This is a genomic window from Streptomyces sp. NBC_01235, assembly GCF_035989285.1.
Lineage (GTDB): Bacteria > Actinomycetota > Actinomycetes > Streptomycetales > Streptomycetaceae > Streptomyces.
This window is the reverse complement of the sequence record NZ_CP108513.1, coordinates 2939428-2955577: the sequence shown is the minus strand read 5'-3', so window position 1 is coordinate 2955577 and position 16150 is coordinate 2939428. Positions and strand designations below refer to the sequence as shown.

At 65.1% G+C, this 16150-nt stretch carries 9 protein-coding genes, 2 rRNA genes and 3 pseudogenes; 10 read left to right on the top strand and 4 right to left on the bottom strand.

Translation table 11 applies throughout. The features are described from left to right. Positions 1-149: 149 nt before the first annotated feature. Positions 150-938, bottom strand: coding sequence for a hypothetical protein (locus OG289_RS12740; RefSeq protein WP_327314112.1), 789 nt, complete (start codon positions 936-938; stop codon positions 150-152). Positions 939-1091: 153 nt separating this feature from the next. Here OG289_RS12740 and OG289_RS12735 point away from each other — a divergent pair. The 3 genes and pseudogenes from OG289_RS12735 to OG289_RS12725 all read left to right on the top strand — a co-directional run. Then, positions 1092-1622 (top strand): annotated as a pseudogene (locus tag OG289_RS12735) (ABC transporter ATP-binding protein); the annotation flags it as partial. 325 nt (positions 1623-1947) lie between these two features. Next, positions 1948-2379 carry an NfeD family protein gene (locus tag OG289_RS12730; protein ID WP_327314111.1) on the top strand — a complete coding sequence of 144 codons (432 nt, stop codon included), beginning with the start codon at positions 1948-1950 and terminating at the stop codon, positions 2377-2379. 142 nt (positions 2380-2521) lie between these two features. After that, positions 2522-3478: an SPFH domain-containing protein gene (locus tag OG289_RS12725; protein WP_327314110.1), complete on the top strand. Its 957-nt coding sequence runs from the start codon at positions 2522-2524 to the stop codon at positions 3476-3478. Positions 3479-3586: 108 nt separating this feature from the next. Here OG289_RS12725 and OG289_RS12720 read toward each other — a convergent pair whose 3' ends face one another. After that, positions 3587-4093 (bottom strand): HNH endonuclease, encoded by a 507-nt coding sequence (locus OG289_RS12720; protein ID WP_327314109.1) that lies wholly within the window; start codon positions 4091-4093, stop codon positions 3587-3589. A gap of 196 nt (positions 4094-4289) precedes the next feature. Continuing rightward, the gene (locus OG289_RS12715) at positions 4290-4829 is read right to left on the bottom strand and encodes a YbhB/YbcL family Raf kinase inhibitor-like protein (RefSeq protein ID WP_327314108.1); all 540 of its coding nucleotides are present in this window, start codon (positions 4827-4829) and stop codon (positions 4290-4292) included. Positions 4830-4969: 140 nt separating this feature from the next. Between OG289_RS12715 and OG289_RS12710 the strand changes: the two genes are divergently transcribed. Further along, positions 4970-5479, top strand: a complete 510-nt coding sequence (locus OG289_RS12710; protein ID WP_327314107.1) for a sialidase family protein — start codon at positions 4970-4972, stop codon at positions 5477-5479. A gap of 73 nt (positions 5480-5552) precedes the next feature. Here the strand turns inward: OG289_RS12710 and OG289_RS12705 are convergent, their stop codons facing one another. After that, positions 5553-6335: a sporulation protein gene (locus OG289_RS12705; RefSeq protein WP_327314106.1), complete on the bottom strand. Its 783-nt coding sequence runs from the start codon at positions 6333-6335 to the stop codon at positions 5553-5555. Positions 6336-6493: 158 nt separating this feature from the next. Between OG289_RS12705 and OG289_RS12700 the strand changes: the two are divergent. The 6 genes and pseudogenes from OG289_RS12700 to OG289_RS12675 form a co-directional block, all read left to right on the top strand. Then, positions 6494-6751: pseudogene (locus OG289_RS12700) on the top strand (DNA-3-methyladenine glycosylase); the annotation flags it as partial. Positions 6752-6765: 14 nt separating this feature from the next. Continuing rightward, positions 6766-7377, top strand: a complete 612-nt coding sequence (locus tag OG289_RS12695; RefSeq protein ID WP_327314105.1) for a DNA-3-methyladenine glycosylase — start codon at positions 6766-6768, stop codon at positions 7375-7377. A 507-nt stretch (positions 7378-7884) separates the two neighbouring features. Continuing rightward, a complete protein-coding gene (locus tag OG289_RS12690; protein WP_327314104.1) occupies positions 7885-9264 on the top strand; it encodes an IS1380 family transposase in 1380 nt (459 codons plus the stop codon). 1071 nt (positions 9265-10335) lie between these two features. Further along, a pseudogene (locus OG289_RS12685) lies at positions 10336-10625 on the top strand (DNA-3-methyladenine glycosylase); the annotation flags it as partial. 538 nt (positions 10626-11163) lie between these two features. Further along, positions 11164-12689 (top strand): 16S ribosomal RNA (locus OG289_RS12680). A 312-nt stretch (positions 12690-13001) separates the two neighbouring features. Then, a 23S ribosomal RNA gene (locus tag OG289_RS12675) occupies positions 13002-16123 on the top strand. Together the 16S and 23S rRNA genes form the textbook arrangement of a ribosomal RNA operon. Positions 16124-16150: the final 27 nt, after the last annotated feature.

Sequence of the window (16150 nt, the reverse complement as noted above, 5' to 3'; positions counted from 1 at the left end):
CCTTCGCCATGGCGGGACCTTTCAACGCCGGTCCGCACCCTCCCGCCCGTCCGGCGCTTGAGGACGAGGCTCCGTCAGGGCCGATACGGGGGTCTGGGGGGCACAGCCCCAGGACCGGCCGCACCAGCCGACGTCAACCAGGAACCCCCTCACCGAACCCCCCGCTCCCGCTCCTCCACGACGGCGTTGTACGCGGCGACCTGCGCCCGCCGAGCCGTCCGCTCGACCGGCCGCAACGCCTCCGAACGCGCCGCCATCTCCGCGGAGCTCACCGCACCGCCCGGCCCGTTCTCGTACGCCAGCGACACCAGCAACCCCACCCGCTGCGCCATCTCCAGCACCCGCACCGCCCGAGGCGGATACCCGGGCGCCAGTACCTCCCGCCCCCGCTCGGCCCGAGCCCGGTACGCGTCGATCGCCGCCTCCGCCACCGGCCCCGACCCCGCCAGGTCCAGCCGCGACAGCACCGCCGTGGCGTCCCGCAGCGCCTCCGCCAGCTCCCGCTCCGCCTCGCCCAATGACGGCACGTCGGCCGGGGGAGCCTCCCGCACCGGCAGGCACCGCCACACGACCTCGACGTGCACATCGCCGTCGGGCCCCGCCTCGTACACCTCGGGCACCAGCCCGTACCCGGCGCCGTGACAGACCACCGCCTCCTCCGCCTCCAGCGCCCGCGCGTTGAACTCGGGAGGTCCGCTCAGCCCCAGCGGATGCCCCGGCGCGGGCAGCGCCACCCGCAGCCCGCTCACGCCGAGCGCCCGCAGCCGGCCCAGCGCGAGCGTGAGCCCGACGGGCGCCGACTCACCGGGCAGCCCTTCCACCCGGTGCACGGCGTCCTCGCCGACGATGGCGATGACGGCGTCGTCCGGCGAGACAAATCCGGCCAACAGGGCATTTCCCCAAGCGGCAAGGCGACCAGAGCGCGGTTCCGAGAGCATGCCCCCACCCTAAGGACCGGACCGATGGAACGGGCCGCCCGACCGGTGGCGTAGATTTTCCCGAGGGGGCCGCGCCCACCCACGCGCGGTGGTCCGAGCCACAGGCGCCCGCGACAACCGACCGGCCACACTGCAAGGGGAGACAACGCGCTCATGAGCGATGTTCTGGAGCTTCAGGACGTATCCGTGGTCCGTGAGGGCCGGGCTCTCGTGGACCAGGTCTCCTGGTCGGTCAAGGAGGGCGAGCGCTGGGTCATCCTCGGTCCCAACGGGGCCGGCAAGACGACCCTCCTGAACATCGCCTCCACCTACCTCTTCCCCAGCGCCGGCACCGTCTCCGTCCTCGGCGAGACCCTCGGCAAGCCAGGCACCGACGTCTTCGAGCTGCGCCCGCGCGTCGGCATGGCCGGCATCGCCCTGGCCGACAAGCTCCCCAAGCGCCAGACCGTCCTGCAGACCGTCCTGACCGCCGCCTACGGCATGACGGCCGGCTGGCAGGAGGAGTACGAGGACGTCGACGAGCAGCGCGCCCGCGCCTTCCTCGACCGCCTCGGCATGAGCGAGTACCTCGACCGGAAGTTCGGCACCCTCTCCGAGGGCGAACGCAAGCGCACCCTCATCGCCCGCGCCCTGATGACCGACCCCGAGCTGCTCCTCCTCGACGAGCCCGCCGCCGGCCTCGACCTCGGCGGCCGCGAGGACCTCGTGCGCCGGCTCGGCCGCCTCGCCCGTGACCCCGTCGCCCCCTCGATGATCATGGTCACGCACCACGTCGAGGAGATCGCCCCCGGCTTCACCCACGTCCTCATGATCCGCCAGGGCAAGGTCCTCGCCGCGGGCCCGGTCGAGCTCGAGCTCAGCTCCCGCAACCTCTCCCTCTGCTTCGGCCTCCCGCTCGTCGTGGAACAGGTCGGCGACCGCTGGACGGCCCAGGGCCTGCCGCTGTCCTGACCCCGTCCTGCCCCTGTGCGCCCTGTCCGTGACAGGACCGCGGCCCTACCATGACGGTGTGAACGACATCGACGCGTGGGTGTGGTGGCTCGTCGGCGCGGCAGCGCTCGGAATCCCGCTCGTGGTGACCGCGATGCCCGAGTTCGGCATGCTCGCGGTCGGCGCCGTGGCCGCCGCGATCGCCGCAGGCCTCGGCCTCGGAGCCGTCGCCCAGGTGCTCGTCTTCATCGTCGTCTCCGTCGCCCTCATCGCCGTCGTGCGCCCCATCGCGACCCGGCACAGCAAGCAGCGCCCCCAACTCGCCACGGGCGTGGACGCGTTGAAGGGCAAGCAGGCCGTCGTGCTGGAGCGCGTCGACGGCTCCGGCGGCCGTATCAAGCTAGCCGGAGAGGTCTGGTCGGCGCGCGCGCTCGACACCGACCGCGCCTACGACGTGGGGCAGGAAGTCGACGTCGTGGACATCGAGGGAGCCACGGCGATCGTCATCTGACCTTGCACAACTCCCGCACGACGCAAGTGAACAGAACACCTCGCGAGCCGCACGACGGTCTGTCAGACTCGACCAGCAAGATCTTCAACAGACATAAGATCTTCCGAAAGCGCCGAGGCGGAGAAAGGTACGGGGAGCCGCGATGGAACCGGTCATCATCGTCCTGGTCATTCTGGTGGTGTTGGTCTTCATCGCCCTGATCAAGACGATCCAGGTCATCCCGCAGGCGAGTGCCGCGATCGTGGAGCGCTTCGGCCGCTACACGCGGACACTCAACGCGGGCCTCAACATCGTGGTCCCGTTCATCGACACGATCCGCAACCGCATCGACCTGCGCGAACAGGTCGTACCGTTCCCGCCGCAGCCGGTGATCACCCAGGACAACCTGGTGGTCAACATCGACACGGTCATCTACTACCAGGTGACCGACGCACGCGCCGCGACGTACGAGGTCGCCAGCTACATCCAGGCCATCGAGCAGCTCACCGTCACCACGCTCCGCAACATCATCGGCGGCATGGACCTGGAGCGGACCCTGACCTCCCGCGAGGAGATCAACGCGGCCCTGCGCGGCGTCCTCGACGAGGCCACCGGCAAGTGGGGCATCCGCGTCAACCGCGTGGAACTGAAGGCCATCGAGCCCCCGACCTCCATCCAGGACTCGATGGAGAAGCAGATGCGCGCCGACCGTGACAAGCGCGCCGCGATCCTCACCGCCGAAGGTACGCGCCAGGCAGCCATCCTCACCGCCGAGGGCGAGAAGCAGTCCCAGATCCTGCGCGCCGAAGGTGAGGCCAAGGCCGCCGCCCTGCGCGCCGAGGGCGAGGCCCAGGCCGTGCGTACGGTCTTCGAGGCGATCCACGCCGGAGACCCGGACCAGAAGCTCCTCTCCTACCAGTACCTCCAGATGCTCCCGAAGATCGCCGAGGGCGACGCCAACAAGCTCTGGATCGTCCCCAGCGAGATCGGCGACGCCCTCAAGGGCCTGTCCGGCGCCATGGGCAACTTCGGTAACTTCGGCGGCGGTTCGGGCGGCGGCAACAACTCCGGCAACGGTGGCGGCGGCAACGAACGTCGCGAGAAGCCGTCGATCGACTGACACGGCCCCTCACCGCACAGGTTCCCCGCACCCACCTCAGGGGCGCGGGGAACTGCTCGACAAGCCACGACGAACCGTCAGCCGCCGGACGACCGATCCCGGCAGAGGCTACGCGGCCTCCCCCGCCAACCAGTCCGGCAGCGCGGCGAAGTCCTCCTGCCCCAAGGCCAAGAGCATCGCGTCCGCCGGTGTCGGCTCGAACGGCTGCCGCAGCAACGGCATCTCCGCCTGCTCCGGAGTCCGGTCCGCCTTACGGTGGTTGTCCTGCGCGCACGAGGCGACCGTGTTCAGCCACGAGTCCTGACCACCCTGCGCCCGCGGCACCACGTGGTCCACGGTCGTCGCCCGCCGACCGCAGTACGCGCACCGGTGCCGGTCCCTGACCAGCACGCCCCGCCTCGACCACGGAGCTTGTCTTCGGAACGGCACCCGTACATACCTGCACAGCCTGATCACCCGCGGCGCCGGGATGTCGACCTCGGCTCCGCGCATCCGCAGTTCGGGGTGGGCCTGCTCGACGACGGCCTTGTCCTGGAGCACCAGAACGACGGCACGGTTCAACGTCACCGTCGACAGCGGCTCGAAGCTCGCGTTCAGTACCAGCGTGTCCCGCATACCAGCCCACCTCCTGTGTGCACCGGCCCACCCCCTGGCGGGCTGGGATCAACTCTGGCCGGGCACGCCGAGATGGACAACGCAATATCTGCTGCTCCACGGGAGGTGACCCCCGCGACCCCCGGCAACAAAATGCCCGCCTCTGATCAATTCCAAGACCAGAGACGGGCAAACGTTCAGTGAACGATGAGCTGACTCATCCCTCTGTGGGATGTTCGTACTCACCGATCAGCTGGGCACGGGCGATCGCGTGGAACCGCAGGTTGAAGCCCACGACGGCGGGTGAGGCGTCCGCGTCCGGACCGAGCTTCTCCTGATCCACCGCGTACACCGTGAAGACGTACCGGTGCGGCCCGTCCCCCGGCGGCGGAGCGGCACCGCCGAAGTCCTTGCTGCCGTAGTCGTTGCGCGCCTGCACGGCACCCGCCGGCAGCCCCTCGAACGTGCCGCTGCCCGCACCCGCCGGCAGCTCGGTCACCGAGGCCGGGATGTCGAACACGACCCAGTGCCAGAACCCACTGCCCGTCGGAGCATCGGGGTCGTAGCAGGTCACGGCGAAGCTCTTGGTCCCGGAGGGGAAACCCTCCCACCGCAACTGCGGCGAGGTGTTCCCCGCCGCATGGACCTGCGCGTCCTTGAGCTTCGCCCCCTCCCGCACGTCCTCGCTCGAGACCGTGAACGACGGCACCGGCGGATGGAAATCGTGCGGCAGCGGCCGCCTCTTGGACTCGGTCACCTCGACACCTCCAGATAGATCGGAAAGGCACTCATTCCGGAGCCTACGACCTTCACACCGTCACCTACCGTTGACCGATGCCTCAGCAGAGATCATGTGTCGGTCGCGGACGCCGCCGAAGAACCCAGGCCGTCGTCCTGTTGTCCGTAGCCACCACCCTCGTCGCCGCACCCGCCGCGGACGCGAGCGGCACCCGGACCTCCGACGACCGGCTCGTCGGCACCCAACAGACCCTCTTCCGCTCCGGCACCGGCGGCTACGGCTGCTTCCGCATCCCCTCCCTCATACGCACCAGGGCGGGCACACTCCTGGCCTTCGCCGAAGGCCGTCACTCCCCGTCCTGCGCCGACAGCGGTCCCATCGACATCGACGTACGACGCTCCACCAACGACGGCCGCACCTGGGGCCCGACGAGAACCGTCCTGTCCGGCAGCGAAACCGACCCCGAAGCGCCGTACACCCGCGACAACGCCACCCCCGTCGCCGACGAGACCACCGGAGACGTCTTCCTGTTCCGCCTGATCCGCCGCGCCCTCACCACGGACGAGCTCACCACCCTGCGCGAGACGAACACCGACCCCACGGACCGGGCCACGGTCGTCCACCTCTCCTTCGAGAGGGTCACCACCCAGGGCTACGCCCGCATGTGACGGCCCCTGATTCGGCACGTACAGAGGGCCCGGAACGCCGTACGGCACTCCGGGCCCTCCGCGCCTCCGCGTCTCAGAACCAGTTGCGCTTGCTGCCGACCTCGGACAGCCACTGGTTGAGGTATGCCGCCCAGTCGGTCGCCTGGTAGTCGTTCAGACCCACCTGGAACGAGCGGAAGGTGTCACTGCTCTCGCTGAACAGCCCCGGCTTCTTGTCCATCTCCAGGACGACGTCCATCGCGTGCTCGTCGGCCACGAAGCTCAGCTCGACCTGGTTCAGCCCCCGGTACTGCGACGGCGGGAAGAACTCGATCTCCTGGTAGAACGGCAGCTTCTGCCGCGTACCGCGGATGTGACCGCGCTCCATGTCCGCGTTCTTGAAGCGGAAACCCAGCTGGATGAAGGCGTCCAGGATCGCCTTCTGCGCCGGCAGCGGGTGGACGTTGATCGGGTCCAGGTCACCGGAGTCCACGGCGCGGGCGATCTCCAGCTCGGTGGTCACCCCGATGTGCATGCCGCGCAGCGTCTGCCCGTCGATCGTCGTGACCGGCGTCTCCCAAGGGATCTCGAGCCCGAACGGCACCGCGTGCACGGCACCCGCCTGCAACTCGAAGGCACCCCCGAGCCGCAGCTTCGTGAACTCGATGTCCTGCTTGTACTCCTGGTCGCCGCTCTCGACCTCGACCTTGGCCTGCAGTCCGACCGACAGCCCCTCGATCTGCTGGTTGACGGACCCGCCCTGGATCCGCACCTCGCCCTGAACGACACCGCCCGGAACGACGTTGACCTCGGTCAGCACCGTCTCGACCGAAGCCCCACCGGCCCCCAGACTCGCGAGCAGCTTCTTGAACGCCATGTCTCTCCCTCGTGACCTTCTACGACCTCAACTACGGGATCCCTTGATCCCTACAAACGCGATCCGGACGTGGCCGGTTCCGCGCTCCACACCCTGGCAAGCCGAGTGCCCGCTGACCACCCCGACGCACCCACCGGTCTGCACTACGCTCGGAGGGCATGATCGCGACCTCCGACCGTACGCCCCACCCCAGGACCTTTTTCGACCGCCCTGTCCTGGTGGTGGCCCAGGATCTCCTCGGCCGCCTCCTCGTCCGTACGACTCCCGACGGTCCGATCACCCTGCGCCTCACGGAGGTCGAGGCCTACGACGGCCCGAACGACCCCGGTTCCCACGTCTTCCGGGGCCCCACGGCCCGCAACAGCGTGATGTTCGGTCCGCCCGGACGCGTGTACGTCTACTTCACCTACGGCATGTCAAGGCGGTCGGCGTGAACGCCATGGATCTTGCTCACCCCGCTGAAGAAGTCGCCCCCAAGCTGCTCGGTGCCGTCCTCACCCACGAGACCCCCGAGGGAACCGTGAGCATCACCATCACGGAGACCGAGGCGTACTCCGGTTCGGCCGACCCTGCCTCCCACGCCTACCGAGGCAGGACACCCCGAAACGCCGTCATGTTCGGACCCGCGGGACACCTGTACGTCTACCGGTCTCACGGACTCCACTGGTGCGCCAACATCGTCACCGGGACAGACGGCATCGCTACAGCTGTCCTCATCCGGGCAGGCAGGGTCATCGAAGGGGAAGACCTGGCCCGCGAGCGGCGAGGGGGCAAGGTCGAGAGTCCACGTCTCGCGCGGGGTCCGGGGAACTTCTGCCAAGCGCTCGGCATCACGGCAGAGCACAACGGCACAGACCTACTGACAGGCGCCTCGGTCGCGCTGTCCGAGGGCGAGCCAGTACCCGCCGCACTCATCCGGGTCGGTCCTCGGGTAGGCGTGAGCAAAGCCCACGACTGGCAGCACCGCTTCTACCTCGCGGGGGATCCAACGGTCTCGGCGTACCGACTGAGCCCGAGAGCCAAGCCGTCCGCCGGAGCCTGAGCCGCTGTGCGCCTTGCTCGCGGCTCGCCGATGAGTCGGCGCGGAGTCGGGTCCGAAGATGCGTGATCGCTCGCGAGCGTGGCGCGTGACACTTTCCTGGCCGGTCGGGTGACTGTCGACGTGCGCCGACCCGGGCCGGAGGGGTGGGGATGACCCCTCGGTGCGTTCTTCCGCACCACCAGGATCACGGGCACCGTGCACAACGACGAGCAGCCAACGGTGTACATCAACGGACGGCCGCTAACGACTCGACAGGGACGGGTCATCGTCCCGCTCGGGCGGGCTGTCATGGTCTTCCCCCGCGACTTCACCGATCTCATCCGCAAGACGACTTATCCACAGCGACCGATAAGAACAGAGCAGCACCACACGGGAGGGCTCCCTAACCTCGCGCTTTCGCGAGTGGGTCTGTCCGAGTCTTGATCAAATAAATGGAGAGTGCTGCTGACCTGCAACGATGGGACTTGTCGAGGGTCCTGTCACTGCAAGGAAAGAAGCACTCTCCAGGTGAAGAAGAGTAGCGGGTCGTACCCGCGTGTCCGTGTCGAGGGCGGCGGCCGTGGAGTTGTTGCCCAGGCCGGGGCCGTGCTGCTGGTCGAGACGGTCCGCAGGTCCGGCCTGGACACCGCGATATCCGCGGCGCTGGCGCCGTGGCGCAAGCGGCGGGCCGTGCACGATCCGGGCAAGATCCTGCTGGATGTGGCGCTGGCCGTCGCACTCGGCGGTGACTGTCTGGCCGACGTCGGCATGCTGCGGGCCGAGCCGGCGGTGTTCGGCCCGGTGGCCTCCGATCCGACCGTCTCCCGCCTCGTCGACGCGCTCGCCGCGTCCGGCCCGAAAGCTCTTGCAGCGATCCGCGGCGCGCGTTCCGAAGTACGTCAGCGAGTCTGGGAGTTGGCCGGGGCAAGCAGTCCGGCCGCCGACGGCCAGGTGATCGTGGACATCGACGGCGTGCTGGTCCTCGCCCACTCCGAGAAACAAGACGCCACCGCGACCTGGAAGAAGACCTTCGGCCATCACCCGCTTGTCGCGTTCGTCGACCACGGCCCAGCCGGGTCCGGAGAGCCGGTGGCGGCCCTGCTGCGGCCCGGCAACGCGGGCTCCAACACCGCCGCCGATCACATCGAGACCGCCCAACTCGCCCTGGCCCAGCTGCCCAAACGCCTGCGGCGGGGACGGCAGACGCTGATCCGCACCGACTCCGGCGGCGGCACCCACGCCTTCCTCGACTGGCTCTCCCGGCGCGGCCGGTGGCTGTCGTATTCCGTCGGAATGACCATCACCGACGCCATCCACCAGGCCGTCCTGAAGATCCCGAAGAAGGCATGGACACCGGCCTACGACGCGGGCGGCACCGAACGGCCCGGAGCCTGGGTCGCAGAGATCACCGACATGCCCGACCTGAGCACCTGGCCGAAGGGCATGCGGCTGATCGTCCGCAAGGAACGCCCGCACCCCGGGGCACAGTTGCGCTTCACCGACCTCGACGGACTGCGGCTCACCTGCTTCGCGACCAACACCAAAGGCGGCCAGCTCGCCGACCTCGAACTGCGTCACCGCAGGCGGGCCCGCTGCGAGGACCGCATCCGCGGCGCCCGCGCCACCGGCCTGCGCAATCTGCCCCTGCACGACACGGCACAAAACCGGATCTGGCTGGAGATCGTCTCCCTCGCACTCGACCTCCTCGCCTGGATGCCGATGCTCGCACTGAGCGGCGATGCCCGCCGCTGGGAGCCCAAGAAGCTCCGGCTGCGGCTGTTCTCCGCCCCCGCGCAGCTCGTGAACACCGGCCGCCGCCGCTGGCTCCGCCTGCCCACCCGATGGCCCTGGACCGCCGTCATCAGCCACGCGATCGTCAGGCTCCACGCCCTGCCGAACCCCGGCTGACCAGCCACATCGACCGTCCCGACGACCCGCACCACCACACCGGCGAAGTGGAACCCGGCGCCCATCCGACGCGAAAGCCGGACCCTCGCCCTGCCCCAACCCCGAAAAGACCGCACCACACAAACGCGGAGTCCCCGTCAGCGAACCGACGAGGACTCATGAACGATCGAGGCTAACGGGGGTCCTCCCTCCTTCGTGTAAGAACCCTCGGCCAGGTCGCCGCCGTCGCTCCCGACTGCACGAGACCGAGTCCAAGCGCAAAGCCTTGGGCGTCACCTGTGAAGAGACCGCGCCAGCCATGGCCGGTCCACCCCCGCGAAGAAAGGGAGAGACATGTCCCGCCGTCCGGTGGGGGTCACTGGCGCACCCGTGTGCGCCTCACAGGAAGGGACTGCCAACAGTGGGACGTATCCCGTTTCAGTTCGAAGGCGACTTCGCCGCGGTGTCTCAGGAGGAGTACAAGCCGCGGGCACGAAACCCACGCTTCGACTACGCCCACCGCGTCGAGTCCGCGGCCATGGGGTGGGCGAACCAGATCGGGCACGCCGAGCTCCCGCCGGATGAGCCGAACAAGATCCTTGCCGACCGGGACGGCAGGGTGCCCAGCAACAACGCCTTGGACAACCAGGTGCGTCGTGCGGTTCGTCCTGGTGCTGGCCGCAGACGACGGACACCAGACCCTCGTCACCCTCGATACGTTCACCGACGACTACTGGCGGGGCACCTCCCGCGGAGCACCGACACGAGCCCGAGCTCTCCGCCTGCTCGGTCAGATGCTGGACCGGATCGGAACGAGCCTCACACGGTCACGCCCTGGGGAATGACGACGTGATCGTCCACAGAAGGGCGCCCCCCAGGGGCGACGCCCCTGTCGTTGGCTACCGGCCGCTCGGCCGGCCGTCACGCGTCGCTCACGGGTTTTGGAAGGTGATCCGGCAGTGGTCCGACTCGAACCCTCGGACTCCTCGACCTCTCGGCAGCAGCTCGACGAGTTCGCGGACCGGCATGACAACCGTCCGCACGTAGTCGATCCGGTCGGGGTCTTCGAGTCCGACTCCTCCCACAGGTACTCGACGTCGTCGCCTCTCGGCCCGAAATGACAAGGAACTGGCCAAAGGCCCTGCCCGCCTGGCCCCGCCCTCGGCGTCGACCGAGCCCTCTACGGCACCGACGCCTGTGCCACCGGGGAGACCCCGCTGAGGATCCTGACGGGTACCCCGGTCCCCTCCGACCAGGTACATAGCGGTCCGCGCACCGGGGTCTCCGGCGACGGAGCCGTCCACCCCTGGCGACATTGGGGCGCCAAGGACCCGACGGTGACCTCGTATCGGGCCCACGCCCCCAGACGACGCCGAAGTTGACTCGCTGTTGGCCGGGGCGTAACGTAGCCCGAGCCGCTTGAACCGGGTACGGCAATCGCCAGCAGCCGGAAGCGGCCAACCCACTACCTATGACGTCCCTCAACGGGAGCGAATTCGGCATGCCCGCATGCCCGAATTCCAACTCGGCGGAACTCGATTATGAGTTGCGGAGGGAATCGGCTAACGTAGTGAATGTCGAAAGGCCGAGGGGCGAAAGCCCAAAGCCCAAGGCAATCCCGCCGACAGGGAATCGGATCGCGAAAACGATCTGATAGAGTCGGAAACGCAAGACCGAAGGGAAGCGCCCGGAGGAAAGCCTGAGAGAGTCTCTCGGGTGAGTACAAAGGAAGCGTCCGTTCCTTGAGAACTCAACAGCGTGCCAAAAATCAACGCCAGATATGTTGATACCCCGTCCCCGGCAGTGATAGCCGAGGATGAGGTTCCTTTGAAAAAACACAGCGAGGACGCTGTGAACGGCCGGGCTTATTCCGCCTGGCTGTTCCGCTCTCGTGTGTGCGATCCCGATTACGGGAAAACATTCACGGAGAGTTTGATCCTGGCTCAGGACGAACGCTGGCGGCGTGCTTAACACATGCAAGTCGAACGATGAACCACTTCGGTGGGGATTAGTGGCGAACGGGTGAGTAACACGTGGGCAATCTGCCCTTCACTCTGGGACAAGCCCTGGAAACGGGGTCTAATACCGGATATCACTTCCACTCGCATGGGTGGGGGTTGAAAGCTCCGGCGGTGAAGGATGAGCCCGCGGCCTATCAGCTTGTTGGTGAGGTAATGGCTCACCAAGGCGACGACGGGTAGCCGGCCTGAGAGGGCGACCGGCCACACTGGGACTGAGACACGGCCCAGACTCCTACGGGAGGCAGCAGTGGGGAATATTGCACAATGGGCGAAAGCCTGATGCAGCGACGCCGCGTGAGGGATGACGGCCTTCGGGTTGTAAACCTCTTTCAGCAGGGAAGAAGCGAAAGTGACGGTACCTGCAGAAGAAGCGCCGGCTAACTACGTGCCAGCAGCCGCGGTAATACGTAGGGCGCAAGCGTTGTCCGGAATTATTGGGCGTAAAGAGCTCGTAGGCGGTCTGTCACGTCGGATGTGAAAGCCCGGGGCTTAACCCCGGGTCTGCATTCGATACGGGCAGACTAGAGTGTGGTAGGGGAGATCGGAATTCCTGGTGTAGCGGTGAAATGCGCAGATATCAGGAGGAACACCGGTGGCGAAGGCGGATCTCTGGGCCATTACTGACGCTGAGGAGCGAAAGCGTGGGGAGCGAACAGGATTAGATACCCTGGTAGTCCACGCCGTAAACGGTGGGAACTAGGTGTTGGCGACATTCCACGTCGTCGGTGCCGCAGCTAACGCATTAAGTTCCCCGCCTGGGGAGTACGGCCGCAAGGCTAAAACTCAAAGGAATTGACGGGGGCCCGCACAAGCAGCGGAGCATGTGGCTTAATTCGACGCAACGCGAAGAACCTTACCAAGGCTTGACATACACCGGAAACGGCCAGAGATGGTCGCCCCCTTGTGGTCGGTGTACAGGTGGTGCATGGCTGTCGTCAGCTCGTGTCGTGAGATGTTGGGTTAAGTCCCGCAACGAGCGCAACCCTTGTTCTGTGTTGCCAGCATGCCCTTCGGGGTGATGGGGACTCACAGGAGACTGCCGGGGTCAACTCGGAGGAAGGTGGGGACGACGTCAAGTCATCATGCCCCTTATGTCTTGGGCTGCACACGTGCTACAATGGCCGGTACAAAGAGCTGCGAAACCGTGAGGTGGAGCGAATCTCAAAAAGCCGGTCTCAGTTCGGATTGGGGTCTGCAACTCGACCCCATGAAGTCGGAGTTGCTAGTAATCGCAGATCAGCATTGCTGCGGTGAATACGTTCCCGGGCCTTGTACACACCGCCCGTCACGTCACGAAAGTCGGTAACACCCGAAGCCGGTGGCCCAACCCCTTGTGGGAGGGAGCTGTCGAAGGTGGGACTGGCGATTGGGACGAAGTCGTAACAAGGTAGCCGTACCGGAAGGTGCGGCTGGATCACCTCCTTTCTAAGGAGCACTTCTAGGCAGCCGCAAGGTTGTCCAGGGGCCAGTACATCGGCGTACGTCCGATGCTGGTTGCTCATGGGTGGAACGTTGATTATTCGGTCCGGTTCACGGGTCGGAGGCTGCGAGTACTGCTCTTCGGGGCGTGGAAAGCATGATCTCCGGGCGGGACCGGGTCGGGCACGCTGTTGGGTGTCTGAGGGTATGGCCGTATGGCTGCCTTCAGTGCCGGCCCCAGTGAACTCCGGGTGTGACTCGGGGGTGATGGGTGGCTGGTCGTTGTTTGAGAACTGCACAGTGGACGCGAGCATCTGTGGCCAAGTTTTTAAGGGCGCACGGTGGATGCCTTGGCACCAGGAACCGATGAAGGACGTGGGAGGCCACGATAGTCCCCGGGGAGTCGTCAACCAGGCTTTGATCCGGGGGTTTCCGAATGGGGAAACCCGGCAGTCGTCATGGGCTGTCACCCATACCTGAACACATAGGGTATGTGGAGGGAACGCGGGGAAGTGAAACATCTCAGTACCCGCAGGAAGAGAAAACAACCGTGATTCCGGGAGTAGTGGCGAGCGAAACCGGATGAGGCCAAACCGTATACGTGTGAGACCCGGCAGGGGTTGCGTGTACGGGGTTGTGGGATCTCTCTTTTACGGTCTGCCGGCCGTGAGACGAGTCAGAAACCGTTGATGTAGGCGAAGGACATGCGAAAGGTCCGGCGTAGAGGGTAAGACCCCCGTAGTCGAAACATCAGCGGCTCGTTTGAGAGACACCCAAGTAGCACGGGGCCCGAGAAATCCCGTGTGAATCTGGCGGGACCACCCGCTAAGCCTAAATATTCCCTGGTGACCGATAGCGGATAGTACCGTGAGGGAATGGTGAAAAGTACCGCGGGAGCGGAGTGAAATAGTACCTGAAACCGTGTGCCTACAAGCCGTGGGAGCGTCGGACATCAAGCTTGCTTGGTGTCTCGTGACTGCGTGCCTTTTGAAGAATGAGCCTGCGAGTTTGCGGTGTGTTGCGAGGTTAACCCGGGTGGGGTAGCCGTAGCGAAAGCGAGTCCGAACAGGGCGTTTCAGTAGCACGCTCAAGACCCGAAGCGGAGTGATCTAGCCATGGGCAGGTTGAAGCGGAGGTAAGACTTCGTGGAGGACCGAACCCACCAGGGTTGAAAACCTGGGGGATGACCTGTGGTTAGGGGTGAAAGGCCAATCAAACTCCGTGATAGCTGGTTCTCCCCGAAATGCATTTAGGTGCAGCGTCGTGTGTTTCTTGCCGGAGGTAGAGCACTGGATAGGCGATGGGCCCTACCGGGTTACTGACCTTAGCCAAACTCCGAATGCCGGTAAGTGAGAGCGCGGCAGTGAGACTGTGGGGGATAAGCTCCATGGTCGAGAGGGAAACAGCCCAGAGCATCGACTAAGGCCCCTAAGCGTACGCTAAGTGGGAAAGGATGTGGAGTCGCACAGACAACCAGGAGGTTGGCTTAGAAGCAGCCACCCTTGAAAGAGTGCGTAATAGCTCACTGGTCTAGTGATTCCGCGCCGACAATGTAGCGGGGCTCAAGCGTACCGCCGAAGTCGTGTCATTCATACAATAGGGCCAACGCCTGTATGGATGGGTAGGGGAGCGTCGTGTGCCGGGTGAAGCAGCCGCGTAAGCGAGTTGTGGACGGTTCACGAGTGAGAATGCAGGCATGAGTAGCGATTCACACGTGAGAAACGTGTGCGCCGATTGACTAAGGGTTCCTGGGTCAAGCTGATCTGCCCAGGGTAAGTCGGGACCTAAGGCGAGGCCGACAGGCGTAGTCGATGGATAACCGGTTGATATTCCGGTACCCGCTGTGAAGCGTCAAACATTGAATCAGGCGATGCTAAGTCCGTGAAGCCGTTCCGGACCCTTCGGGGAATGGAAAGTGGTGGAGCCGACGGACCAGACTTGTAGTAGGTGAGTGATGGGGTGACGCAGGAAGGTAGTCCATCCCGGGCGGTGGTTGTCCCGGGGTAAGGGTGTAGGCCGTGCGATAGGCAAATCCGTCGCACATGGGGCTGAGACCTGATGCCGAGCCGATTGTGGCGAAGTGGATGATCCTATGCTGTCGAGAAAAGCCTCTAGCGAGTTTCATGGCGGCCCGTACCCTAAACCGACTCAGGTGGTCAGGTAGAGAATACCGAGGCGTTCGGGTGAACTATGGTTAAGGAACTCGGCAAAATGCCCCCGTAACTTCGGGAGAAGGGGGGCCATCACTGGTGAGAGGACTTGCTCCTCGAGCTGGGGGTGGCCGCAGAGACCAGCGAGAAGCGACTGTTTACTAAAAACACAGGTCCGTGCGAAGCCGTAAGGCGATGTATACGGACTGACGCCTGCCCGGTGCTGGAACGTTAAGGGGACCGGTTAGTCACTCTTCGGGGTGGCGAAGCTGAGAACTTAAGCGCCAGTAAACGGCGGTGGTAACTATAACCATCCTAAGGTAGCGAAATTCCTTGTCGGGTAAGTTCCGACCTGCACGAATGGCGTAACGACTTCTCGACTGTCTCAACCATAGGCCCGGTGAAATTGCACTACGAGTAAAGATGCTCGTTTCGCGCAGCAGGACGGAAAGACCCCGGGACCTTTACTACAGTTTGATATTGGTGTTCGGTTCGGCTTGTGTAGGATAGGTGGGAGACTGTGAAGCTTGGACGCCAGTTCAGGTGGAGTCGTCGTTGAAATACCACTCTGGTCGTGCTGGATGTCTAACCTGGGTCCGTGATCCGGATCAGGGACAGTGTCTGATGGGTAGTTTAACTGGGGCGGTTGCCTCCTAAAGAGTAACGGAGGCGCCCAAAGGTTCCCTCAGCCTGGTTGGCAATCAGGTGTTGAGTGTAAGTGCACAAGGGAGCTTGACTGTGAGACCGACGGGTCGAGCAGGGACGAAAGTCGGGACTAGTGATCCGGCGGTGGCTTGTGGAAGCGCCGTCGCTCAACGGATAAAAGGTACCCCGGGGATAACAGGCTGATCTTCCCCAAGAGTCCATATCGACGGGATGGTTTGGCACCTCGATGTCGGCTCGTCGCATCCTGGGGCTGGAGTCGGTCCCAAGGGTTGGGCTGTTCGCCCATTAAAGCGGTACGCGAGCTGGGTTTAGAACGTCGTGAGACAGTTCGGTCCCTATCCGCTGCGCGCGCAGGAATATTGAGAAGGGCTGTCCCTAGTACGAGAGGACCGGGACGGACGAACCTCTGGTGTGCCAGTTGTTCTGCCAAGGGCATGGCTGGTTGGCTACGTTCGGGAGGGATAACCGCTGAAAGCATCTAAGCGGGAAGCCTGCTTCGAGATGAGTATTCCCACCCACTTGATGGGGTAAGGCTCCCAGTAGACGACTGGGTTGATAGGCCGGATGTGGAAGCCCAGTAATGGGTGAAGCTGACTGGTACTAATAGGCCGAGGGCTTGTCCTCAGTTGCTCGCGTCCACTGTGTTAGTTC

Coding starts and splice junctions, on each gene's coding strand:
- OG289_RS12740 (WP_327314112.1), bottom strand. CDS start 938: ATGCTCTCGGAACCGCGCTCTGGTCGCCTTGCCGCTTGGGGAAATGCC.
- OG289_RS12725 (WP_327314110.1), top strand. CDS start 2,522: ATGGAACCGGTCATCATCGTCCTGGTCATTCTGGTGGTGTTGGTCTTC.
- OG289_RS12720 (WP_327314109.1), bottom strand. CDS start 4,093: ATGCGGGACACGCTGGTACTGAACGCGAGCTTCGAGCCGCTGTCGACG.
- OG289_RS12705 (WP_327314106.1), bottom strand. CDS start 6,335: ATGGCGTTCAAGAAGCTGCTCGCGAGTCTGGGGGCCGGTGGGGCTTCG.